18 protein-coding genes are annotated in these 23755 nt (G+C 74.1%); 9 read left to right on the forward strand and 9 right to left on the reverse strand.

Annotation, left to right across the window (positions count from 1 at the left end; all coding sequences use genetic code 11):
• Positions 1 to 104: 104 nt before the first annotated feature.
• From ACLWS4_RS30455 to ACLWS4_RS30470, 4 genes are all read right to left on the reverse strand, one after another.
• A complete protein-coding gene (locus tag ACLWS4_RS30455) occupies positions 105 to 1757 on the reverse strand; it encodes a phospholipase D-like domain-containing protein (protein ID WP_416875803.1) in 1653 nt (550 codons plus the stop codon).
• A gap of 156 nt (positions 1758 to 1913) precedes the next feature.
• Entirely contained in the window at positions 1914 to 3203 is a 1290-nt protein-coding gene (locus tag ACLWS4_RS30460) for an MFS transporter (RefSeq protein ID WP_416875804.1), read from the reverse strand.
• 168 nt (positions 3204 to 3371) lie between these two features.
• A complete protein-coding gene (locus ACLWS4_RS30465; RefSeq protein WP_049654374.1) occupies positions 3372 to 3728 on the reverse strand; it encodes an ArsR/SmtB family transcription factor in 357 nt (118 codons plus the stop codon).
• A 99-nt stretch (positions 3729 to 3827) separates the two neighbouring features.
• Complete coding sequence (locus tag ACLWS4_RS30470; RefSeq protein ID WP_416875805.1) at positions 3828 to 6929, reverse strand: SpaA isopeptide-forming pilin-related protein; 3102 nt, start codon at positions 6927 to 6929, stop codon at positions 3828 to 3830.
• A 330-nt stretch (positions 6930 to 7259) separates the two neighbouring features.
• Here ACLWS4_RS30470 and hcp point away from each other — a divergent pair, with 330 nt between their 5' ends.
• Both hcp and ACLWS4_RS30480 read left to right on the forward strand, forming a co-directional pair.
• The gene (gene hcp / locus ACLWS4_RS30475) at positions 7260 to 8930 is read left to right on the forward strand and encodes a hydroxylamine reductase (protein ID WP_416875806.1); all 1671 of its coding nucleotides are present in this window, start codon (positions 7260 to 7262) and stop codon (positions 8928 to 8930) included.
• Positions 8927 to 9958 carry an FAD-binding oxidoreductase gene (locus ACLWS4_RS30480; RefSeq protein WP_416875807.1) on the forward strand — a complete coding sequence of 344 codons (1032 nt, stop codon included), beginning with the start codon at positions 8927 to 8929 and terminating at the stop codon, positions 9956 to 9958. Before hcp ends, ACLWS4_RS30480 begins: the two co-directional genes overlap by 4 nt.
• 42 nt (positions 9959 to 10000) lie before the next feature.
• Here the strand turns inward: ACLWS4_RS30480 and ACLWS4_RS30485 are convergent, their stop codons facing one another.
• Both ACLWS4_RS30485 and ACLWS4_RS30490 read right to left on the reverse strand, forming a co-directional pair.
• Complete coding sequence (locus ACLWS4_RS30485; RefSeq protein ID WP_416875808.1) at positions 10001 to 11434, reverse strand: PTS transporter subunit EIIC; 1434 nt, start codon at positions 11432 to 11434, stop codon at positions 10001 to 10003.
• Positions 11435 to 11465: 31 nt separating this feature from the next.
• Complete coding sequence (locus ACLWS4_RS30490) at positions 11466 to 12071, reverse strand: MarR family winged helix-turn-helix transcriptional regulator (RefSeq protein WP_380742468.1); 606 nt, start codon at positions 12069 to 12071, stop codon at positions 11466 to 11468.
• Between the two features lie 190 nt (positions 12072 to 12261).
• Between ACLWS4_RS30490 and ACLWS4_RS30495 the strand changes: the two genes are divergently transcribed.
• From ACLWS4_RS30495 to ACLWS4_RS30520, 6 genes are all read left to right on the forward strand, one after another.
• Positions 12262 to 13461 (forward strand): cytochrome P450, encoded by a 1200-nt coding sequence (locus tag ACLWS4_RS30495; RefSeq protein ID WP_416875809.1) that lies wholly within the window; start codon positions 12262 to 12264, stop codon positions 13459 to 13461.
• A gap of 93 nt (positions 13462 to 13554) precedes the next feature.
• Entirely contained in the window at positions 13555 to 13752 is a 198-nt protein-coding gene (locus tag ACLWS4_RS30500) for a ferredoxin (protein WP_049654383.1), read from the forward strand.
• Positions 13749 to 14957 carry an NAD(P)/FAD-dependent oxidoreductase gene (locus ACLWS4_RS30505; RefSeq protein WP_416875810.1) on the forward strand — a complete coding sequence of 403 codons (1209 nt, stop codon included), beginning with the start codon at positions 13749 to 13751 and terminating at the stop codon, positions 14955 to 14957. The genes ACLWS4_RS30500 and ACLWS4_RS30505 overlap by 4 nt, the downstream gene beginning before the upstream one ends.
• A gap of 149 nt (positions 14958 to 15106) precedes the next feature.
• On the forward strand, positions 15107 to 15694 hold the full coding sequence (locus tag ACLWS4_RS30510) for a hypothetical protein (protein WP_416875811.1): 588 nt from the start codon (positions 15107 to 15109) through the stop codon (positions 15692 to 15694).
• A gap of 161 nt (positions 15695 to 15855) precedes the next feature.
• Positions 15856 to 17703, forward strand: coding sequence for an MFS transporter (locus ACLWS4_RS30515; protein WP_416875812.1), 1848 nt, complete (start codon positions 15856 to 15858; stop codon positions 17701 to 17703).
• A complete protein-coding gene (locus tag ACLWS4_RS30520) occupies positions 17700 to 18149 on the forward strand; it encodes a MarR family winged helix-turn-helix transcriptional regulator (RefSeq protein WP_380777122.1) in 450 nt (149 codons plus the stop codon). Before ACLWS4_RS30515 ends, ACLWS4_RS30520 begins: the two co-directional genes overlap by 4 nt.
• A 41-nt stretch (positions 18150 to 18190) precedes the next feature.
• On the opposite strand, the gene ACLWS4_RS30525 is transcribed toward ACLWS4_RS30520, so the two are convergent.
• Entirely contained in the window at positions 18191 to 19390 is a 1200-nt protein-coding gene (locus ACLWS4_RS30525; protein ID WP_416875813.1) for an enoyl-[acyl-carrier-protein] reductase FabV, read from the reverse strand.
• 360 nt (positions 19391 to 19750) lie between these two features.
• On the opposite strand from ACLWS4_RS30525, the gene ACLWS4_RS30530 reads away from it, so the two are divergent.
• Complete coding sequence (locus ACLWS4_RS30530; RefSeq protein ID WP_416875814.1) at positions 19751 to 21460, forward strand: cytochrome b; 1710 nt, start codon at positions 19751 to 19753, stop codon at positions 21458 to 21460.
• Here the strand turns inward: ACLWS4_RS30530 and ACLWS4_RS30535 are convergent.
• Both ACLWS4_RS30535 and ctaD read right to left on the reverse strand, forming a co-directional pair.
• A complete protein-coding gene (locus ACLWS4_RS30535) occupies positions 21426 to 21821 on the reverse strand; it encodes a cytochrome c oxidase subunit 4 (RefSeq protein ID WP_049660513.1) in 396 nt (131 codons plus the stop codon). The genes ACLWS4_RS30530 and ACLWS4_RS30535 overlap by 35 nt on opposite strands.
• A complete protein-coding gene (gene ctaD, locus ACLWS4_RS30540) occupies positions 21818 to 23533 on the reverse strand; it encodes a cytochrome c oxidase subunit I (RefSeq protein ID WP_416875815.1) in 1716 nt (571 codons plus the stop codon). The genes ACLWS4_RS30535 and ctaD overlap by 4 nt, the downstream gene beginning before the upstream one ends.
• Positions 23534 to 23755: the final 222 nt, after the last annotated feature.

Genomic DNA, 23755 nt, shown 5'->3' on the forward strand with positions numbered 1-23755 from the left:
AGAGCAGAGCGGGGCGGGCGCCGCCATGAGCAGCGCCCGCCCCGGGCGGCCCGAGCAGGGAACCCGCCGGCCGGCCATCAGGCGTCGGACCTCAGGCCTCGACCTCAGGCGCGGCAGGTCCCGGTGGACCAGTCGACGGTCGCGGCGGCCTGCGAGTACTTCCACTCGGGGCCGAGCAGGTCGCGGTCGAGCTGCGCGGCCGCGTTGCGGTTCTCGACGATGTAGCCGAAGTCCTGCAGCCAGGCCGGGTACAGGTTCTTCGAGCCGATGTAGAAGGCCGAGTCGTCGACCGCGACCAGCTTGTGGTGCAGCGCGTACGGGTGCCCGTCGGCCCACGTGGCGGTGGGGGCCGCACGGAAGGAGGCGAGCTGGAGGTTGCCGCAGAGGGCCGCGTCGGCCTTGCCCCGGTCGCCGGTGAGCGCGGTGAGCCGGGCCTTCAGGACGTCGCTGATCTCGGCGAGGGACTTCATCTGCGAGTAGCCCCCGCTGCCCACGGTGCCCCGGTTGGCCGGGTCGCTGACCACGATCCGCACCTTGACCCCGGCGGCCAGCTTGGCGGCCAGCGTGTCGTAGAGCCGGGAGTCGTAGTGCGAGATCGGCGGGCAGGTGCCGTTCAGGTCCTGCTGGGAGATCTCGATGTGCCGCTGGGCGCTGCCGACCAGGGCGCGCAGGGCGTTCTCCTCGGGGTTGACGGTCTCGTAGTCGCGGTCGGCGTTGGTGTTGTCGTGCAGGGTCAGCGGGCCGCACTTGGCGTCCGCCGCCCCGGGGACGGGACCGGGCCGGTACCCGGAGGAGGGGTCCGCGTCCTTGATCCCGACGCCGAGGCCGCCGACGGCTATCACCGGGACGTTCCCGGCGGCGGGCGCGGACGGGTTGAGCTCGCGTTCGATCGACGGGCGGCAGGCGCCGCCGTCCGAGGAGGCGAACCACGCGTTGTCGAGGAGGCCGGTCCGGCCGCAGGTCCACTCCCAGAGGGTGTCCAGGTAGCGGCCGGCGGAGGTCGCGGCGGGGCCGGTGAGCGCGAGGTCGACGTCCGAGACGGGGTGCGAGGTGTCGAGGTAGTCCTTGCTCCAGCCGTTGATGCCGCCGGTGAGGACGGTGCGTCCGTCGACCACCAGGAGCTTGGAGTGGTTCCAGGAGAAGGCGGTGCGCGAGGAGGTCATCGAGGCGATGTTGAGGCTGACCGACGGGGCGGCCGATCCGAGCTTCGCGACCAGGTCGTCCCGGTACCGCGACGGCAGCACGTTGGCGTTGTACAGCGGCGCCGCGCCGACCAGGATGCGCACCACCGGGCGGTGCCCGGCGGCGACCGAGGCCTTGAGCCCGGCGACCAGGGCGTCCTCGAACCCGCCGTCGGGGAACGGCGCGAGGCTGGAGACGTCGACGGTCCGGGTGGCGGCGGAGACGTCGGCGGTCATCTTCGCGAGCAGCGCGCGGGTGCCGGGCCGGTCGGCACAGGTGGCGTCGCCCCAGCAACCGGGCGTCTGGAACAGCCAGTTCGCGGGGCCGCCGGCCTGGTCGGCGCCGGCCAGGGCGTTGCCGTCGGTGCGCTGCCAGACGGTGCCCTCCAGTCCGGGCGACACCTGGCGCAGCACCTGCTCGACGGCGTCGATGTGGGTGGTGTCCGCGCCCTGTGCGGGGGCGGGGGCGGCGTGGGACGGCGCGGCCGACAGGACGGTGATCAGGGTGCTGGCCGCGACGGCGGCGAGGGCGCCGCGCAGGGCGCGGCGGGGTCGGCGGGAGCCGGGTCGGTACACGTGAGGATCCTTCAGAACGTGGCAGGCGTCGTGCTGTTCGCCTACGAGACACCCAGAGACTACCTGCTGGTAACACCCCGTCAAACTTGCGCATGACAAGAGCGTGCGGGGGCTCGACCGGCCCCCGCGAGCCCCGGCCCCTGGCTGCCCGTCCGGTCAACGGGTGACGGCGACGCCCCGCTTCCCGCTCGCCGCGACCGTGGCCGCGGCCGCCGCCCCCGGCACCCCGCGCCAGGCGCGGGCGGCCAGCAGGCCGGAGGCCAGGGCGACGGCACCGAGGGCGACAGCGGCCGCGGTGAGGCCCAGGGTGGCGCCGAGCCAGCCGGCCAGGGGGTAGGTGAGCAGCCAGCAGCCGTGCGAGAGGGAGAACTGGGCGGAGAAGACGGCGGGCAGGTCCTCGGCGGCCACCGAGTCGCGCAGGACGCGGCCGGTGGGGGTGAGGATCAGCGAGCCGGCCGCGCCGAGGACGGCCCAGACGGTGAGCAGGACGGGCCAGCGCCAGGCGCCCGGCCCGGCGGCGGTGAGCACGGCGAGCAGGGCGAAGAGCCCGACGATGCCGAAGGCCGCCGGGAGCATGACGATCCGGTCCGGCACCCGGTCCAGCACCCGGGGCAGCAGCAGCGCCACGGCCATCGACCCGGCCCCGTAGGCGCCGAGCGCGATCGGGACGTCGGTGGCGGGGCGGCCGAGCTGGCCGCGGACGTAGACGACGGTGTTGACGATCACCATGGCGCTGGCGGCGGCCGCCGCCAGGTCCAGGGCGAGCATCGCGCGCAGCCGGGGCACGGCGAGGAACAGCCGGGTGCCGCGGACGGACCTGGCGAGGACGCCGTCGCCGGCCCCCTCCCGCACCGACCGAAGCGGCTCCGGCCGCAGCGGCTTGGGCAGCACGGCCGAGAGCACCAGGGCGGCGGAGGCGAGGAACCCGGCGGCGGTGCCCCAGAACAGCCAGTTGTAGCTGATCAGCGCGAGCAGGGCGCCCGCCAGTACCGGGCTGACCAGGCTCTCGGTGTCGTACGCGAGCCGGGACAGCGACAGGGCGCGGGTGTACTCGCGCTCCTCGGGCAGCACCTCGGGGATCACCGATTGGAAGGCCGGGGTGAAGGCCGCCGAGGCGGACTGCAGGACGAAGATCAGGACGTAGACCTGCCACACCTCGGTGACGAAGGGCAGGGTGAGGGCGACGGCGGCCCGGGTGAGGTCGGAGGCCGCCATCAGCCGCCGGCGCGGGATGCGGTGGGCCAGCGCGGTGACCACCGGGGCGATGCCGACGTACGCGAGCATCTTGATCGCCAGCGCGGTGCCGAGCACGGATCCGGCGCCCGCCCCGGCGAGGTCGTAGGCGAGGAGGCCGAGCGCGACGGTGGCGAGGCCGGTGCCCACCAGGGCGACGATCTGGGCGGCGAACAGGTGCAGATAGGTGCGGTTGCGCAGCACGGAGAGCATGAGGACCCCGCTCGGACTGGACGCGGTAGGACGACACGTCCAGGATAGGTCAACATGTGCACGCATGTGCACATGTTGACCGGAAAAGCGGCCCGGAAGGCGACGAGGGGAAGGCGGCGCCGGGAAAGCGGCCCGCACCCCGGAGGGCACGGGCCGGTACGGATCCGCTCAGTCGTGCGGCGGGAGCTCGCCGATCTGGTGGTCGGCGACGCTCAGCGCCTCGTCGACCAGCCGGCGCAGATGGCCGTGGCGCAGCGCGTACACGACGCGCCGGCCGTCCTTGCGGGTGGTGACCAGGCCCGCCAGCCGGAGCTTGCCGAGGTGCTGGCTGACCGAGGTCCGGGGGGCTCCGGCCGCCTCGGTGAGCGTGGTCACGTCGGCCTCGCCGGCGCTCAGCCGCTGGAGCAGCGCGAGCCGGGTGCGGTCCGCGAGCAGCGCCAGGATGCCGGCCGCGGCCTCCAGCCGCTCGTCGTCCCGTCGCTCCTGCGCATGGTGCGCACCTGACACCTGAAGGCTCCCGCTCATGGCGCCATCGTAGGGCCCTGGGCCGTCCGGGGCGCCGTCCGGGCGGGCCCGTGCCCGCCGAAGCGCGGAGGCTTCGGCGGGCACGGGCCGGTCATGCGGTCAGGCGTTCGCGCCCCAGAGGAAGCCCGGCACGGGCGTGAAGCGCACGTACGGGCTCCACTCGTCGCCCGGCGGGCAGGGGGTGGGCGGGCACGGCGGCGGCGGACACTTGCTGTCCTCGACCGTGACCGTCACGCACGCGTGGTCCCCGGTCAGCTCGACCCTGGTCACCGAGGGCCGCGACAGGTTGTAGCCCTCGGGTGCGGAGACCTCCTGCCAGTAGTAGGTGCCCAGCGGGAGGTGGTCCGCCGAGCAGACGCCCGACGCGGGGGTCGTGCACGGCGGGCCGACGGCGGTGTCGGGGTTGTCCCCCGTGGTCTGCAGACCGGCCACGCCGTTGGTCTCCCGCCACAGCTGGAAAACGGCGCCCGCCAGCGGCTGCCCGCTGTCGGCGTCGACCTTCCTGACGGAGGTGGACCCGCTCGGGGCGGTCGGCGTCTGCGTGTCCTGGACGGGGACCTGGACGTTCGGCCGGCCCAGGTCGATGACGACGGTCGTCACCGGGGACTGCGGCAGGTCGTACCCGGGCGGCGGCACCGTCTCCTGCCAGTAGTACGTGCCCAGCGGGAGCCCGGACGCCGAGCAGACACCCGACGCGGGCGTGACGCACGGGGAGCCCACGGCCGTGTCCGGATTCGGGCCGGTGGCCTGCAGCCCCGGAACGCCGTTGGTCTCGTGCCAGAGCTGGAAGGTGGCGCCCGCCAGGGGCTGTCCGGTGGCGGCGTCGGTCTTCTTGACGGAGGTGGACCCGGTGGGGGCGGTCGAGTGGGTGTCCTGGACGGGGAGCTGGATGTCCTGCCCGTTGGTGTCGAGGACGACGGTCGTCACCGCGGACTGCGGCAGGTCGTACCCGGGCGGCGGCGCCGTCTCCTGCCAGTAGTACGTACCCAGCGGGAGCCCGGACGCCGAGCAGACGCCCGACGCGGGCGTGACGCACGGGGAGCCGACCGCCGTGTCGGGATTGGCCCCCGTGGTCTGCAGACCGGCCACGCCGTTGGTCTCGTGCCACAGCTGGAAGGTCGCCCCCGCCAGCGGCTGTCCGGTGGCCGCGTCGGTCTTGGTGACGGAGGTGGACCCGGTGGGAGCGATGGTCTTGGCGTCGGCGACGGTGACCATGACGTTCTTCCCGTTCGCGTCCAGCACGACGGTGTTCACGTTGAGGTCGGGCAGGTCGTACCCGTCGGGCGCCGAGACCTCCTGCCAGTAGTAGGTGTCCAGCGGGAGGCCGGACGCCGAGCAGACACCGGAGGCCGGGGTGACGCACGGGGAGCCGACCGCCGTGTCCGGGGTCGCCCCGGACGTCTGCAGACCGGCGACGCCGTTGGTCTCACGCCACAACTGGAAGGTCGCCCCCGCCAGGGGCTGCCCGCTGTCGGAGTCGGTCTTGGTCACGCTGGTCGAGGCGGTCGGAGCGGCGGCCGGGGTGTCGGCGACGGTGACCGGGGCGCTCTGCCCGTTGGTGTTCAGCACGACCGTGGTCACGTTGAGCCCGGGCAGGTCGTACCCGGGCGGCGCCGCCGTCTCCTGCCAGTAGTACGTGCCCAGCGGGAGCCCGGACGCCGAGCAGACGCCCGACGCGGGCGTGACGCACGGGGAGCCGACCGCCGTGTCGGGATTGGCCCCCGTGGTCTGCAGCCCCGGAACGCCGTTGGTCTCGTGCCACAGCTGGAAGGTCGCCCCCGCCAGCGGCCGCGAGGTGGCGGAGTCGACCTTGGTCACGCTGGTGGACCCGGTCTCGACGACCGGGCTCGTGGTGTCCTGGACGGTGACCGGGACGGTCTGCCCGTTCGTGCCGAGGACCACGGTCGTCACCGGCGGCTGGGGCAGGTCGTACCCGGGCGGCGCCGCCGTCTCCTCCCAGTAGTAGGTGCCCAGCGGGAGGTCGGCCGTGGAGCAGACACCGTTGCGCCCGGTGGTGCAGGGGGCGCCGACCTTGGTGTCCGGGGTGGTTCCCGTGGTCTGCAGGCCGGCGACGCCGTTGCTCTCCTTCCACAGCTGGAAGGTGGCGCCCGCCAGGGTCTGCCCGGTGGCCGAGTCGACCTTGGTCACGCTGGTCGAGCCGGTGGGGGCTGGCGGGTTGCCGCACTCCGGGAGGTCGCCGTTGAAGGGGTAGGCGTGGAACTCGGTCCCGGTCATGCCCAGACCGGAGTTGTGCAGCAGCGAGCCGGTGGTGAAGAACCGTCCGTTCAGGCCGGGCAGGTTCATGGTGGCGGTGCTGGCCGGGTTGCCGACCAGCACGCTGCCCTGGAACTGCCCCGAGCCGGTCAGGGTGACGGTCGTCGCGGTGGGGAAGTTCCACAGCAGGCGCTCGCGCAGCTGGTTCCACGGGTCGGTGTCCGCGAGGCTGCCGCTGTAGGTGTTGATGGTGCGGGCGTCGCCGACGAGGTTGACCAGGACGGTCGCGTTCGCGGGGATGCCGGCGAAGGTGACCCCCTGGGTGCCGCCGCCGCGGCCGACGATGTCGAAGTCGACGTTGAAGACCTGGAGGGCGGAGGTGCCGTCACCGGTGAACAGGGTCTGGTACCCCTGGTTGACGGCGGTTCCGGTGGCCGGGCGGGGGGTGCCGGTCCCGGCGTAGCACGCGCTGGCGGTCTGCAGCTCGCCGCGCAGCGGCGCGTAGGCGGCCACGGCCTGCGGGTCGTGGACCTTCGTGCCGGTGACGGTGCCCGTGGTGGCGCCCGCGTAGCGGACGACGCCGCCCTCGGCCAGGAGCGACTGCCCCGGGGCCACGGTGACGTTGCCGCCGGCGGTGAGGAAGTCCGCGCCGTTCGGCGGGGGGACGCGCGAGCCGACGCCGACGATGCCGATGTTGTACACGGAGCTGACCCCGGCGGCCTTGCTCATGTCGAAGTTGCCGAGGGTCACCACGTGCCCCTCGGCCTCGGCGGCCGAGCCCCGGACGTTGAAGTCGCCGCCGACGAAGACGTTCACCCCGGCGTCGCGGCCCGCGAAGGGACCGTTGTTGACCGGGGGGAACGTCGCCGGACAGTCCGCGCCCAGGCAGGGCCCCAGGCCGCCCGGCAGGCCGGCCGCCTGGGCGGCCGACGGTGCGATGAGCGACATGCCGAAGGGGACGAGCGTCAGGGCCAGGGCGGATCCCATGACCCTGCCGAGCCTTCGTCTCCAGCCGACGGCGGTCGCCTGATTCTGACTGGGCTTCACCACAGTCCTTTCCTCATATGAACCGAACAACAGCCCTCGGAGTGTTCTCGTCGGAGCCCCGAGCAGCGGCGACCCGCCAGCCGTTTCGTCTGAACGCCGCACACGTACACCCGATCGGACGCGGCGGACGCCGGGGCGACTGGGTCTCCCGACCCCGGATTGGGGCCCTCCGGCCCTGACGCGCCGTCAACGGCGGCCCCATCCTGGACTCGTCGAGGCCCCGTCCGCCCGCCGCCACCGAACGACACCACGAGTCCCCGGAGGACCCGCATGTTCTGCTACCAGTGCGAACAGACCGACCGCACCGGCGCCACCCCCGGCTGCGCCGGTCCGATCGGCAACTGCGGCAAGGACTCCCCCACCTCGGACCTCCAGGACCTGCTGATCCACGCGGTCAAGGGCATCTCCCAGTACGCCGCCAAGGCTCGCGCCCTCGGCGACCCGGACGACGAGGCGGCGGCCTTCGTCCTGTACGCGCTCTTCACCACGCTCACCAACGTCAACTTCAACCCCACCCGCTTCGCCGCCCTGATCCAGCTGGCCGTCGGCGTCCGGAACCGGACCAGGGACCGGTACGAGCGGGCCGCGCGCGCCGCCGGGCAGCAGCCGGAGACGCTCACCGGCCCGGCCGCCTGGGCCCCGGCCGCGGACCCCGGCGCCCTGGTCGGCCAGGCCTCGGGCGTCCGGGTGGACATCGGGCTCCCCCTGGTCGGGCCCGAGGTGGTCGGGCTCCGCGCACTCCACCTCTACGCGCTCAAGGGCATCTGCGCCTACGCCCACCACGCCGACGTGCTCGGCCGCCGCAGCGCCGAGGTGCTCGGCGGCGTCGAGGACGCCCTCGCCTACCTGGCCGGCGAGCCGACCGACCCCGCCGAGCTGCTGGAACGCGCCGTCGGCCTCGGCCGGCTCAACCTCGCGGCGATCGAACTGCTCGACGCCGCCAACACCGGCACCTACGGGCCCCAGCGGCCCACCGCCGTCCGCACCACCCCGGTCGCCGGAAAGGCCGTCCTGGTCAGCGGCCACGACCTGCGGGACCTGGAGGCCCTCCTGGTGCAGACCAGGGGCCAGGGCATCAACGTCTACACCCACGGCGAGATGCTCCCCGCCCACGCCTACCCGCTGCTCAAGGCCCACCCGCACCTGGCCGGCAACTACGGCGGCGCCTGGCAGGACCAGCAGCGGGACTTCGCCGCCTTCCCCGGCCCGGTCCTGATGACCTCCAACTGCGTCATCGAGCCGCACGCCGCCTACCGCCGCCGGATCTTCACCGCCGGACCGGTCGGCTGGCCCGGCGTCCGGCACCTCGCCGACCACGACTTCCGCCCGCTGATCCAGGCCGCCCACGCCCTGCCCGGGTTCCCGGAGACCGCCGCCGAGGAGGAGGCCGTCACCGTCGGCTTCGGCCGGGACGCCGTGCTCGCGGTCGCCGACCAGGTCGTCCACGCGGTGCGGCAGGGCGACATCCGGCACTTCTTCCTGATCGGCGGCTGCGACGGCCCCACCCCCGGCCGCGACTACTACACCGACCTCGCCCTCGGCGCGCCCCGCGACAGCGTGGTGCTCACCCTCGGCTGCGCCAAGTACCGCTTCAACCGGCACGACTTCGGCGAGATCGCGGGCCTGCCCCGGCTGCTCGACCTCGGCCAGTGCAACGACGCCTACTCCGCCATCCGGATCGCCACCGCGCTCGCCGACGCCTTCGAGTGCGACATCAACGACCTGCCGCTCACCCTGGCGCTGTCCTGGACCGAGCAGAAGGCCGTCGCGGTGCTGCTCACCCTGCTCGCGCTGGGCATCCGCGACATCCACCTCGGCCCCTCGCTGCCCGGCTTCCTGACCCCCGCCCTGGTCGAGGAACTGGTGAAGCGGTTCGGCCTGCGGGTGGCCGGCGACCCGGCGGCCGACCTGGCCGCCGCGCTCGAACGGACGGCGTCGTGAGCGCGGGGCACGCCCACCCCGTCACCCTCACCACCAGCGACGGCGGCCGACTGGAGTTCGACTGCGCCCCCGGCCACAGCGTCCTGGAGGCCGCGGCGGAGGCCGGCGCAGCCCTGCCCGCCTCCTGCCGCCGGGGCACCTGCGGCTCCTGCCACGCCTCCGTCACCGACGGACCGTACGACCTCGGGCCGCACAGTGACCAGGCCCTCCCGCCGGACGCGCGCGAGCGCGGCGAGGTGCTGCTCTGCCGCACCTTCCCGCGCGGTCCGCTGACCGCCGCCCTGCCGTACGAGCAGGCCCGCGTCCTGTACGGCGCCGTCCCGGTCCGCGCGGCCACCGTCACGGCGGTGGACCAGGCCACCCCGGACACCGTGCGGCTGGAGCTGCGCCTCGACGACCCGGACTGCCAGTTCGACCCGGGGCAGTTCATGGAGCTCCAGGCACCCGGCAGCGAGGTGAAGCGCGCCTACTCCCCCGCCAACACCGGCAACTGGGAGGGCCGGCTGGAGTTCTACGTCCGGCTGCGGGAGGGCGGGCACTTCTCCTGCTACCTCGCCGACCGGGCCCGCCCGGGCGACCGGCTCACCGTGCACGGCCCGCAGGGCGCCTTCGGCCTGCACGAGACCGGCCTGCGGCCGCGCTGGTTCCTGGCCAGCGGCACCGGCCTGGCCCCGCTGCTGGCGATGGTCCGCCGGATGGCCGAGTGGCGGGATCCGCAACCCGCCCGGCTGTTCCTCGGCGTCAACGAGCCGCGGGACGTCTTCGGACTGGACGAACTCGCCGCCGTAGCCGCCGAGTTGCCCGGCTTCCGGTACGAGGTCTGCGTCCGCGGGCCCGGCCCCGACTGGTCCGGCCCGACCGGCACCCCGGCCGACCTGCTCGCCGCCGCCCTGCCCGAACTCGGCGGCGCCGCACCGGACCTGTACGTCTGCGGCCCGCCGCCCCTGGTCGACGCCGTGCTGCGCACCGCCGCTTCCGCAGGGGTGCCGGCCGAACAGGTCCACCGGGAGCGTTTCCTGGCCACCTGACCGCCGGGCCGCCGCCGATCCCCTTCGGCGGCGGCCCGGCGGCTACTCCGAACCCCCCTCCGGGGCAACGGCGTTGTACTCGGCGAGGGTCTCGCGGGTGAAGCCGAAGAACCAGGTGGCGAGGAAGCCCGCGAGGTAGCCGGTCAGCAGCCCGCCGCCGTAGACGGCGGCGCTCGCGAGGAGTCCGTGCGGGCCGGCCAGGAGCGGGAAGAGGGCCCAGCCGGAGGGGCCGATGGCGGTGGAGCCGACGGCGTCGCCGAGCTGTCCGGCCACCCCGATGAAGGCGCCGCCGGCCGCGCCGCCGACGCAGGCGGTGACGAAGGGGCGCCCCAGCGGCAGGGTGACACCGTAGACCAGGGGCTCGCCGACGCCGAGCAGGCCGGCCGGGAGCGCGGACCTGATGGTGGCCCGGATCGAGGCGTTGTGGCGCAGCCGCAGGTAGACCGCCACCGCGCAGCCGACCTGTCCGGCGCCCGCCATGGCGAGGATCGGCAGCAGGACGGTGGAGCCCTGCTGCTGGATCAGGGTGGTGTGGATCGGGATCAGCGCCTGGTGCAGGCCGAGCATCACCAGCGGCAGGAAGAGGCCGCCGAGCACGAGTCCGGCGAGCAGGCCGCCGTGGGCGAGCAGCCAGGTGGCGGCGTGGCCGATGGCGGTGGAGACCTCCCCGGCGACGTACATCAGGCCGAACAGCGCGGCCAGCCCGCCGAGCAGGACGGTGACGGTGGGGGTGACCAGGACGTCCAGGGCTGCGGGCACCAGCCGACGGGTCCAGCGCTCCAGGTGGACGGCCAGCAGTGCGGCGCCGAGCGCGCCGACCACGCCGCCCTGACCGGGCGTGAGGTGGTGGCCGAAGGCCTCCACCTTGGCGACCCCGGCGTAGACGATCACGCTGGCCACCGCGCCGCCGAGCACGGGCGTGCCGCCGAACTCCTTCGCGGTGTTGTAGCCGACGAAGACCGCGATCAGCGACATGAACCCGGAGGAGACCGGGCCCAGGGCGGTGACCAGCGCCGGTGCCCAGCCGAGGTTGGCGAGCGCCCCGGAGAGGCCGGCGACGATCCCGCAGCCGATCAGGGCGGGGATCAGCGGGACGAAGATGTTCGCGATCCGGCGCAGCGCCAGCTTCACCGGGGTGGCGTTGCGCACCCGGCCCTGGGCCCGGATGCGCTCGCCGCGCCCGGCGAGGTCCTCGGCGGTGGGGGCGGCCGCCGGGCCGGGGGGTTCCAGGAGCCGGCGCAGCCGCTCGGTGACCCCGGCGACGGCGGCGGGCCCGAGCACGATCTGGTAGGTGTCGTCCTCGACCGTGCCCAGGACCTCCGGCAGCGCCCGGAGCGCCTCGGTGTCGACCAGGGCGCGGTCCGCCAGGCCCAGCCGCAGCCGGGTCATGCAGTGGGCGACCGAGCGGATGTTGGCGGCGCCGCCGACCAGCGGGAGGATCGCCTCGGCCACGGCGCGGTTCTTCTCGTCCGACATGCCGGAGGACGTACCCGGGCGCTCCCCCGGCTCAACCGCCTTGGTACGCGGCCGTTCTGGGCCCCGTGGCCGGAGCCGGTGCGCCGGCGGCGCCGTCCGTCCGGTCCGGGAGCGGGTCGTCGTCGGCCCCCGTGGCGCGCACCCGGTGCACGTACCGGTCGATGAGGTGGCGCAGCACGGTGGCGGTGGTGACGACGTCCGCCTCGGGGATGCCGTCCAGCGCGTCGGCGAGCCCGATGATGTTGGCCTGTTTCAGGCGGTCCAGCACTTCCCGTCCGCCGCGGGTGATGGCCACCTGGCGGGCCCGCCGGTCCTGCGTGTCCTGGCTGCGTTCCACCAGCTGCTGGCCCTGGAGGCGGTCGATCTGGCGGGTGACGTGGGAGGGCTTGACCATCAGGCGGTCGGCCAGGTCGCTCACCCGGCTGGCCTCCGCGCGCTCGGCGAGCGCGCGCAGCAGGTAGACGTCCGAGCGGGCGGCGGTGATGCCGGCCTTGGCGGTGCGGCGCTCGTGCTCCTGTGACCGTGTCAGCAGGTAGGCCAGGGTGGCCAGGACGTCCTCCAGGCCGTCCAGGCCGTTCGGGCCCTGCGGCCCGCAGGCGGTGGTCCGGTCGTCTTCGGCATCTTCTTCGTCCGACATGGGGGAACTGTAGCGATCCGGTCCGGGCGGCGGCCGGGACGGGGAGGCGGCGCCGGGTTTCGGACAGTTTCGGCCGTCACCCGATCCGCCCTTTCGCCACCACGGAACGCGAGTTAGCGTGACTTTCAGTTAGTTGCTTTGGGCACGTAACTAGGTGCCCACGGCTCGACTCCCGGAAGGGGATCCACCGATGGCCACCGCCGAGAAGACCCCCCGATTCACCCACCCCGCCGCCCGCGGCACCTGCCCGTTCGCCCCGCCGCCCGCGTACGACCAGGCCCGGCAGGAGGAGCCGGTCAGCCGCGTCACCCTGTGGGACGGCTCCACCAGCTGGCTGGTCACCCGTCACGAGGACGTCAAGGCCGTCCTCTCCGACGCCCGGTTCAGCTCCGACTCCACCCGGCCCGGCTACCCGTTCATCAGCGCGGGCGCCCGGCAGCTGAACACCGGGCGGCCGACCATCATCCGGATGGACGCCCCGGAGCACACCCACTTCCGCCGGATGCTGACCGGCGAGTTCATGATCAAGAAGGTCGAGGCGCTGCGCCCGGAGATCCAGCGGATCGCCGACGACCTGCTGGACCGGATGACCGACGGACGCTCCGGCGCCGACCTCGTCCACGAGTTCGCCCTGCCGCTGCCGTCCCTGGTCATCTGCCTGCTGCTCGGCGTCCCCTACCAGGACCACGACTTCTTCCAGGAGTGCAGCCGCGTCCTGCTGCGCCGCGACTCCGCCGCCGAGGACGTCGCCGACGCCCAGGCCAAGCTGGTCGACTACCTGATCGGACTCACCGAGACCAAGCGCACCCACCCCGACGACGGCATCCTCAGCCGCCTGGTGGAGCGCGGCGAGCTGAGCACCCAGCAGATCGGCGACATGGGCCGGCTGCTGCTGATCGCCGGACACGAGACCACGGCGAACATGACCGCGCTCTCCGTGCTCGCCCTGCTGCGCAACCCCGACCAGCTCGCCCACCTGCGCGAGCACCCCGAGTCCGTGCCCGGCGCGGTCGAGGAGCTGCTGCGCTACCTGACCATCGTGCACTCCGGCGTGACCCGGGTCGCCACCGAGGACGTCGACCTGGGCGACGTGCGGATCGCGGCGGGCGAGGGCGTCATCTGCATGGTCAACACCGCCAACCGGGACGATCGGGAGTTCCCCGACGGCGACGAGCTCGACCTGACCCGCGACGCCCGCCGCCACCTGGCCTTCGGCTTCGGCGCCCACCAGTGCCTGGGGCAGCCGCTCGCCCGGCTGGAGTTGCAGATCGCGCTGGCCACCATCCTGCGCAGACTGCCCGGACTGCGCCTGACCGTACCGTTCGAGGAGGTCCGCTTCCGCGGCGAGATGCTCATCTACGGCGTCCACGAGCTGCCGATCACCTGGTGACCCGGGCTCCCCGGGAGCCCCCAGGACCACACCAACCCACCTGCCCCGCACCGGAGTCCACACCGCCGGGGTGCCCGTTCCGAAGGGAAGACCATGCTCGTCCGGATCGACCAGGAGAAGTGCTGCGGCGCCGGGCACTGCGTGCTCGCCGCACCCGACGTCTTCGACCAGCGCGACGAGGACGGCATCGTCGTCCTGCTCGACGCCCGACCGCCCGCCGAACTCCACCAGGCCGTCCGGGACGCCGCCGCGGTCTGCCCGGCCTCGGCCATCACCCTGGACCAGGCGTGACCGCACTGCGGGACGTGGCCGTGGTCGGCGCCGGCGCGGCCGGCCTGCACGCCGCCGAGGCGCTGCGCCGGGCCGGCTACGACGGCCGCCTCACCCTGATCGGGGCCGAGCCCGAACCGCCGTACGACCGGCCGCCGCTGTCCAAGCACCTGCTCGGCGGGGAGTGGCAGCCCGACCGCCTGGCCCTGCGCGGCCCCGAGGCGCTGGAGGAGCTCCGGCTCGACCTGCGCCTCGGGGTCCGGGCCGAACGGCTGGACCGCCGGGAGCGGACCGTCCGGCTCTCCGACGGCGGACGGGTGCGCTGCGAGGCCGTCATCGTGGCCACCGGGGTCCGCCCGCGCCGGCTCCCGGGCGCCGACGCGCCGCGGCCCGGGGCGCACGTGCTGCGCACCCTCGCCGACGCCCTCACCCTGCGCGAGGAACTACGCGCGGGCGTACGGCTGTTGGTGGTCGGCGGCGGGCTGCTCGGCGCCGAGGCGGCGGCCACCGCCGTCGGGCTCGGCGCCGAGGTGACCTGGCTGACCTCCACCGCCACGCCGCTGGCCGCCGTCCTCGGCACCGAGACGGCCGCGCTGCTGGCCGGCCTGCACCGCGAGCACGGGGTGCGGCTGCACCGGGGCGTGGCCACCGGACTGCTCGAACGGCGCGGCCGGGCCGTCGGCGTCCGGCTCGCCGACGGCTCCGAACTGGCCGCCGACGCCGTGCTGATGGCCGTCGGCTCCGAACCGGCCACCGAGTGGCTGGCCGGCAGCGGCGTCCCGCTGGACGACGGCGTGGTCTGCGACGCCTACTGCGCCGCCGGCCCCGGCGTCTGGGCGGCCGGGGACGCCGCCTCCTGGCCCGACCCGCGCACCGGCCGCCACCACCGCCTCGAACAGCGCACCAACGCCACCGAGCAGGCCATGCACGCGGCCCGGAACCTGCTGGCCGGCCCGGACGGCGAACGGCAGGCCTACCGGCCGGTCCCGTACCTGTGGACCGACCAGTACGGGCTGCGGGTCCAGGTGTTCGGCCGGCCCGGCGGCGCCGAGCGGTTCGAGGTGGTCGACGGCAGCCTGGCGGAGCACCGCTTCGCCGCCGTCTGCGTCCGGGACGGCCTGGTCACCGGCGCGGTCGGGATCGCCTCCGCCCGGGCGCTGCGCGGGCTGCGCGCCCAGGTCGCGGCGCACGGCCCGTGGCCGCCCGAGCAGGCCGAGCAGGCCTGAGCCGCCCCGCCGCCGTAGCCCTGCCAGTGCCGCCCGCCGTCGCCGCCCGCCAACCGGGCGAGGCGGCGGGCGGACCGGCATGGTGCGAGGGCCCCGGCACGGCCCCGCCCGGAGACTGGTGGCCCGCCGCCGGCCAGGGGAGAGAGCGCATGGACGACCGCAGTCACCGAGCCGCCCGGGGGCCCGCCCCCGCCCCGGGGACGACCTCGCGGGCCGGGGTCCTGGGCACCGCGCTGGCCGCCGTCCTCGCCTTCTCGCTCTCCTCCGGCTCCTGGCAGTGGTTCTCCACCTATCTCGGGTTGACCCTCCTCGCGGTGGTCCTCTCCTCCAGCCGCCCGCCGAGCCGCGCGACCGACACCGGGGCCGGCTACGCCCGAAGCCTGGCCGCCTACACGCTCGTCATCGGACTGTGCGTGGCCCTCGCCCTGGCCCCGGCGATGCAGCGCTGGTCCTGGCTGTTCCCGATGCCGGGCACCCGCCGCGACTGCCCCCGCCTGGGCGACTACGCCCGGCTGCAGGCCCAGGCCTCCCTCGGCGACCTGGCCGCCCGGGACGGCGCCGCGCTCGCCGCCGCCCAGGGCGAACAGGCCCGGCACGCCGTCGCCGACTGCCTCTCCGCGACGACCACGCTCTGGCTGCCCGTGTACGCGCTGGCCGCCGCGCTGCTGGCCGCGCTCGCCGTCCGACTGCTGGACCGGGGCGGCCGCCGGGGGCCCTCCCGGTCCGTCGAGGGCTGAGGGGCGACGGAGGGCGGACGGGCGGCGCGCCCCGGGCACTCCCCCGCGCTCCCCGTGCCCCGGCCGGGTCTACCGGTCGAACATCCGCCGGACTATCGTTAGTTGGCGGAAGCTATCGAATTCCCCACGCCGACCCGCCGGCCGGCCCGCAGGAGGCAGCGGTGGCGACACGACTCTCCGACGGCGACAGGACGGGGCGGCCGCACCCGGTCGGCCACGGTGTGGCACCGGAGCACCCCCGGTACAAGTGGGTGGCGCTGTCCAACACCACGCTCGGCACCCTGATCGCCACCGTCAACGCCTCGATCGTGCTGATCTCGCTGCCCGCGATCTTCAACGGCATCGGCCTGGACCCGCTCCGCCCCGGCAACGTCAGCTACCTGCTGTGGATGCTGATGGGCTACATGCTGGTCACCGCCGTGCTGGTGGTCACCCTCGGCAGACTGGGCGACATCCACGGCCGGGTGCGGATCTACAACGCGGGCTTCCTGATCTTCACCCTCACCTCGGTGGCGCTCTCCCTCGACCCGCTGCACGGCGGGCCCGGGGCCCTGTGGCTGATCGGCTGGCGGGTCGTGCAGGCGGTCGGCGGGTCGATGCTGATGGCCAACTCCGCGGCGATCATCACCGACGCCTTCCCGGCCCGCCAACGCGGCACGGCCCTGGGGGTGAACATCGTCGCGGGCATCGCCGGGTCCTTCATCGGCCTGGTCCTGGGCGGGCTGCTGGCCGAGTGGAACTGGCGGTCGATCTTCTGGGTCAATGTGCCGATCGGCATCCTCGGCACGGTCTGGGCCTACCGCTCGCTGCGCGAGACCGGGGTGCGCAAGCCCGCCCGGATCGACTGGTGGGGCAACATCACCTTCGGCGTCGGCCTGACCGCCCTGCTCGCCGCGATCACCTACGGCATCCAGCCGTACGGCGGCCACACCATGGGCTGGACCAACCCCTGGGTGCTGGCCGGACTGTTCGGCGGGATGGCGCTGCTCGCCGTCTTCTGCCTGGTCGAGTCCCGCACCGCCGAGCCGATGTTCCCGCTCTCGCTCTTCCGCGACCCGGTCTTCGCGGGCGGCAACGCGGCCACCCTGCTGGGCTCGATCGCCCGCGGCGGGCTGCAGTTCATGCTGATCATCTGGCTGCAGGGCATCTGGCTGCCGCTGCACGGCTACGACTACGCCGACACCCCGCTGTGGGCCGGGATCTACCTCGTCCCGCTGACCGTCGGCTTCCTGGCCGCCGGACCGATCGCCGGCTACCTGTCCGACCGCGCCGGAGCCCGGCTCTTCGCCGCCGGCGGACTGGTGGTGATGGCCCTGTCCTTCGCCGGGCTGCTCCTGCTGCCCACCGACTTCGGCTACCCGTGGTTCGCCCTGCTGGTGTTCGTCAACGGCCTGGGCGGCGGCCTGTTCGCCGCCCCCAACACCTCGCTGATCATGTCCAGCGTGCCGGCCGCCGCCCGCGGCGCGGCCTCCGGCATGCGGGCCACCTTCCAGAACGCCGGCATGGTGCTGTCGATCGGCGTCTTCTTCTCCCTGATGGTGGCCGGCCTGGCGGGCTCGCTGCCGCACACGCTCACCGCCGGACTGACCGCCCAGGGCGTGCCCGCCGCCGACGCGCACGCCATCGCCTCGCTGCCGCCGGTGGGCACTCTGTTCGCGGCCTTCCTCGGGTACAACCCGATCCAGCAGCTGCTGGGCCCGCAGGTGCTCGGGCAGCTGCCGGCGGACAACGTCCGGACGCTGACCGGTCGGGAGTTCTTCCCCCAGCTGATCTCGGGGCCCTTCCACGACGGGCTGGTGGTGGTGTTCTGGCTGGCGATCGCGATGTCGCTGGTCGCCGCGGCCGCCTCGCTGGTGCGCGAGCGGACCCGGCCCGCCGCCGCGCGTCCGGCCTCCGTACCGTCCGGCTCCGTCCCGTCCGGCGCCTCACCCTCCGGTGCCTCACCGGCCACCACCGCGCCCGCCCCCGCACGGCCCGCCGCCCCGCCGACGAAGGAGCCCGGGCCGTGAGCGCGGACGGCGGCGGCCTGTCCGCCGAGGCCGTCGTCCGGCTCCGGCTGGCGATCGGCCGGCTCAACCGCCAGCTGGTCCGCGCCTCCGGCGACCAGGACCTCACCGCCGCCCAGCTCTCCGCCCTGGCCCGGGTGGAGCAGCACGGGCCGCTGCGGCTCGGCGAACTCGCCGCACGCGAGGGCGTAGCGGTGCCGTCCATGGTCCGTACGGTCACCCCGCTGGTCGCCGACGGGCTGGTCGCCAAGACCCCCGACCCGCAGGACGGACGCTCCCAGCTGCTCGCCCCCACCCCGCTCGGGCTGGAGACGCTGGCCCGGATCCGCCGCGAGCGCACCGCCCTGCTGGCCCGCCGCAGCGCCCGGCTCAGCCCCGAGCAGTGCCGCGCCCTGGAGGCGGCGCTGCCCCTCTTGGAGCTGCTGCTCGACGAACCCGGCGCCCCCTGACCCGGGTCCGCGACGGCCCCGGTCCACCGACGGCCGGACCGCTACCGCTGCCCCGGCCAGGGCACCGAGGTCTCCACCCCGACGGTGTAGTCGACGTCGGGGACGTCCCAGCCGTACAGCTGCCGGAACTGGTTGTAGAACCAGGCGGCCCCGGCCGGGTCGGCGGCCAGCGCGGCCTCCGGGTCGGCCCACAGCTCCCGCACCCGGTCCTGCACGGCGGGGTCGAGCTCCCAGCCGTCCAGGCGGATGCGGCCCCGGTCGTCCAGGGCGGGTTCCTTCGCGCCGGTCAGCTGCTCCCACAGGTCCACGGCCTGGTCGTCGGTCGTGCGCCAGCCGTCCTCGCCGAGGACGTTGCGCAGCAGCGAGGTGTAGAGGGCGATGGAGGGGATGGCGGTGGACGCCTGGGTGACGGCCGCGCCGGCGACGACGGTGAACGCCCGGCCGCGGTCGGCGAGCACCCCGGTCTGCAGCTCCCGGGCGGTGGCCTCCAGGTGCTCCTTGGCGGCGCCGATCGTGCCCTGCCGGTAGACCGGCGCGGTGATCTCGGAGCCGACGTAGGACAGGGCCACGGTGGTGAAGCCGGGGGCGAGCAGGTCCGCCTCGGCCAGCGCCCGCACCCACAGCCCCCAGTCCTCGCCGCCCATCACCTTGACGGTCGCCGCCCGCTCGGCCTCGTCGGCCGGGGCGAGGTCGACGGTGCCGACCTGCGGGGCCCCGTCGTCGAAGAGCAGGGACGGCGAGGTGTACGGGGAGCCGATCGGCTTGATCACCGAGTGGTGGACCTCGCCGGTGGCCGGGTCGGTGCGCCGGGGCGAGGCCAGCGAGTAGACGAGGTGGTCGACCGGGCCGTACCGCTCGGCGAGCAGCTTGAGCACCTCGGCGCGGGTGGCGTCGGCGTAGGCGTCGGCGTTGAGGAAGGTGACGTCGCCCCCGCTGCCCTCGGCCAGGGCGGAGGTCGCGGCGGTGCGGTACCAGCCGGCGGTGGCGGTGCGCCGCTCGGTGGCGGCGCCCTCGTAGGCGACGCCGATCCCGCGGACGCCGTGGCGGCGCAGCCCGGCGAGCAGGATCGCCTGGCCGTACCCGGCGCTGGCGCCGAGGACCAGGACGACCGGGGCCCGGCCGGTCGCGGCCGCGGGCTCGATGCGCCGCCACTGGCGGTCGACGGTGGCCTCGCTGCCGGCCGGGTGGGAGTTGACGATCAGGTAGCCCCGCTGCTTGGGGGTGATCTGCTGGATGCTCACGCGGTGGCGCCCTCTCCGATCCGGAGATCGTGATCAAGGTGTCGGTCGTCCGGAGCCTATCCGCGTCGGCGGGCGCCGCCCTTGCCATGCCGTCACGGAAGTTGCGGCCCGCGGTTGTCGGGGGTCGTCATTGCGGCGGGCGCCCCGCTTGGGCTATCCCGCTGGGCGGTCCACGAGGTCCCCCGGTCGATCTCCACGAGGTCCCTCCGGTCGGTGACGTTCCCTGGTCGCACCGTGCCGGCCGTGCTGCTGTCCCGGGCGGCTCACCGCAACGGCCGCCCGTTCCGCCGTTGGAGTGCTCTGCCGCCGCCGACCGCGCTCGGCCGCCCCGCGCGCCGTACGGCCCACTAGGTTCCTGCCGTGGACGAAACCAGGGCTTCGAACGGGCACCAGCCGTCCGCCGGCGAGCGCGTCACGGCCCGCCTGGACGGGCGGCTGCCGGTCACGGAGGCGGGCCGGGAGCTGCTGCGCAAGGTCTTCCCGGACCACTGGTCGTTCCTGCTCGGCGAACTCGCGCTGTACAGCTTCGTGGTGCTGCTGCTGACCGGCGTCTACCTGACCTTCTTCTTCCGGCCGAGCATGAACGAGGTCGTCTACCAGGGCGCCTACCTGCCGCTCGACGGCGTCCGGGTGTCCGAGGCGTACGCGTCGACCCTGCGGATCAGCTTCGAGGTGCGGGGTGGACTGATGATTCGTCAGATCCACCACTGGTCGGCCCTGTTGTTCGCCTCGGCGATCGGCGCGCACCTGCTGCGGGTGTTCTTCACCGGGGCGTTCCGCCGCCCGCGCGAGCTCAACTGGGTGATCGGGGTGACGCTGTTCAACCTGGCGCTGCTGGAGGGGTTCTCCGGCTACTCGCTGCCCGACGACACCCTCTCCGGCACCGGCCTGCGGATCGCCGAGGGCGTGCTGCTCTCGGTGCCGCTGGTCGGCACGTACCTCACCCTGTTCGCCTTCGGCGGCGAGTTCCCCGGGCACGACGTCATCCCCCGACTGTTCACCGTGCACGTCCTGCTGGTCCCCGGCCTGCTGCTGGCCCTGGTCGGGGCGCACCTGACGCTGGTGGTGGTGCTGAAGCACACCCACTGGGCCGCCCCCGGCCGTACCAACCGCAACGTGGTGGGGATGCCGTTCTTCCCCCAGTTCCTGACCCGCACGACGGGCCTGCTGTTCGCGGTGGGCGGCGTGATGGCGCTCTCGGCGTTCCTCGCCGAGGTCAACCCGGTCTGGCGGTACGGCTCCTACCGCCCCGACGTGGTCGGCACGGGCGCGCAGCCGGACTGGTACATCGGCTTCATCGAGGGGGCGCTGCGGCTGATGCCGGCCGCGGAGACCAGGGTGCTCGGGCACACCCTGTCCTGGAACGTGCTGCTGCCCGCCCTGGTGGTGCCTGGCCTGCTGTTCGCGGCGCTGTACGCCTACCCCTTCGTGGAACGGTGGCTCGACCCCGGCACCGGCGAGCACCACCTGTGCGACCGCCCGCGCAACAGGCCCACCCGCACCGCGCTGGGCACCGCCGGGATCACCGTCTACGCGGTGCTGCTGGTCGCCGGCGGCAACGACGTGATCGCGTACACCTTCGGGCTCGACGTCAACGCGCTCACCGTGGTGCTGCGGACGGCGCTGGTCGTGCTGCCGCCGGTGGTCTTCCTGCTCACCCGGCGCCTCTGCCTGGCCCTCCAGGCCCGGGACCGCGACCGGCTGCTGGACGGCGACGAGACCGGCCGGATCGACCAGGCCCACGACGGCGGCTTCTCCGGCCACCGCCGCCCGCTGCCCGAGGCCGAGCGGTACGTGCTGCTGGCGCGCGCCGCGGCGGAGCCGGTCACCGCCCCGCAGGGGGCGCCACGGCACGAGCGGGTGCGCGCCGCCGCGAGCTCCTGGTTCCACCGCGACCGGGTCGAACTGCCAGCCACCGCAAGGGAGTCGGAGCGGATGGCGGCCGTCCTCACCGCCCCGGCCCACCCCGCTCCCCCGGCCGTCCCGGCGCCCGGGGCGGGCCCGGGCGGCCCGCTCCGGCGGCTGCTGCGCCGGCTCAGCCCGCGCCGTGGTCGCGGTACTGGAAGATGAAGCCGGCGACGGCGAGCGCGAGCACCAGGGCGCCGACGACGATCAGCCAGCGGGCGAACACCAGCCCCAGGGCGAAGACCGTCACGCCGACCGCCGCGAGGACCGGGTAGCCGCTGCGGGCCGGGAAGAACCCCACCGGCCCGGCGGCCTCCGCGATCTCGGCCTCCTCGCGGTCCTGCGCCCGGCCGCCGCCCGACCGCCGGTACTGGACGAACCAGAACAGCGCGACCAGACCGGACATCAGGAACGCCACCGTCAGGATCGCCTTGCCGGCCGGCTCCCGGGCCCAGAGGCCGTAGACCAGCCCGGTCACCGCGAAGAACGCGGTCATCACCGCGAACAGCCACCCCTCCGCCTTCACCGCCCGCTCCCCCGTCCGCCGGTACGGCCGTACGGCGCACCGGACGCGCCGGTCGGCGACTCCGCCGCGGACACCTCCGGATGGTGCAGGTCGAAGGCCGGCGACTCCGAGCGGATCCGGGGCAGCGCGTGGAAGTTGTGCGGCGGCGGCGGGCTGGAGGTGGCCCACTCCAGCGACCGGCCCCAGCCCCACGGGTCGTCCTCGGCGACCTTCTCGCCGTACCTGGTGGTCCGCCAGACGTTGTAGAAGAACGGCAGGTTGGAGACCCCGAGCAGGAACGAGCCGATCGAGGCGCACACGTTCAGGGCCGTGAAGTCGTCCACCGCCAGGTAGCTCGCGTAGCGGCGCGGCATCCCCTGGGCGCCCAGCCAGTGCATCACCAGGAAGGTGGTCTGGAACCCGGTGAACAGGATCCAGAAGTGCGCCTTCCCCAGCTTCTCGTCGAGCATCTTCCCGGTGAGCTTCGGCCACCAGAAGTAGAAGCCCGCGAAGGTCGCGAAGACGACCGTCCCGAACAGCACGTAGTGCAGGTGGGCCACCACGAAGTAGCTGTCGGTGACGTGGAAGTCGATCGGCGGCGCCGCCAGCAGCACCCCGCTCAGCCCGCCGAACAGGAAGGTCACCAGGAAGCCGACCGACCAGAGCATCGGGGTCTCGAAGGAGAGCGAGCCGTTCCACATCGTCCCGACCCAGTTGAAGAACTTCACCCCGGTGGGCACCGCGATGAGGAAGGACATCATCGCGAAGAACGGCAGCAGCACCTGGCCGGTGGCGAACATGTGGTGCGCCCACACCGACATGGACAGCGCGGTGATGGCGATGGTCGCGCCGACCATCCCGTGGTAGCCGAACAGCGGTTTGCGGCTGAACACCGGGATGATCTCGCTGATGACGCCGAAGAACGGCAGCGCGACGATGTACACCTCCGGGTGGCCGAAGAACCAGAACAGGTGCTGCCACAGCAGCGCCCCGCCGTTCGCCGCGTCGAAGGCGTGCGCGCCGAACTTGCGGTCCGCCTCCAGGCAGAGCAGCGCGGCGGTCAGCACCGGGAAGGCCAGCAGCACCATGACCGAGGTGAACAGCACGTTCCAGGTGAAGACCGGCATCCGGAACAGCGTCATGCCCGGCGCCCGCAGGCAGGTGATGGTGGTGATGAAGTTGACCGCGCCCAGGATGGTGCCGAGGCCGGCCACCACCAGGCCGAACGCCCACAGGTCCCCGCCCGCCCCCGGCGAGAACAGCGGGCCGTTCAGCGGCGCGTAGGCGAACCAGCCGAAGGAGGGCGCGCCCCCGGTGGTGAGGAAGCCGCTCAGCACCGTCAGCCCGCCCAGCAGGAACGCCCAGTAGGTGAAGGCGTTCAGCCGGGGGAAGGCGACGTCCGGCGAGCCGATCTGCAGGGGCATGATCGCGTTGGCGAACCCGGCGAAGGTCGGGGTGGCGAACAGCAGCAGCATGATCGTGCCGTGCATGGTGAACAGCTGGTTGTACCGCTCGTTCGACAGCAGCCCGGTGTCCGGCCCCAGCAGCTGGGCCCGCATCAGCAGCGCGAGCACGCCCCCGACCAGGAAGAAGCCGAAGGCCGTCGCCAGGTAGAGGTTCCCGATGACCTTGTGGTCCGTGGTGAACAGCCAGCGCAGCAGCGTGCTGCCCTGCCGGACCCTCACCCGGGTGCGGTCCCGCGCGGGGGGCGGCGCGGTGGACGAAGCGTTCATGGAACCTCCGCAGCGGAGCCGGTGACGCCCCCGGTCGCGGCGCCGACCCCCTCCCCGGCCCGGCGGAGGGCCCGCCCTCGCACGCCATCGCCGACCCTAGCGGCGGCGGCCCGGGCCGCCGGGGCGCCACGCGGTACGGCCCGTCGACCGGGCGCGGCGCTCCCTGGTCAACCGACAGAATCCTGTGACGTTGGGTTTCGTGCAGGGTTCAGCGGCTCCCTT

The sequence above is a fragment of the Kitasatospora sp. SC0581 genome (assembly GCF_048159585.1).
Lineage (GTDB): Bacteria > Actinomycetota > Actinomycetes > Streptomycetales > Streptomycetaceae > Kitasatospora.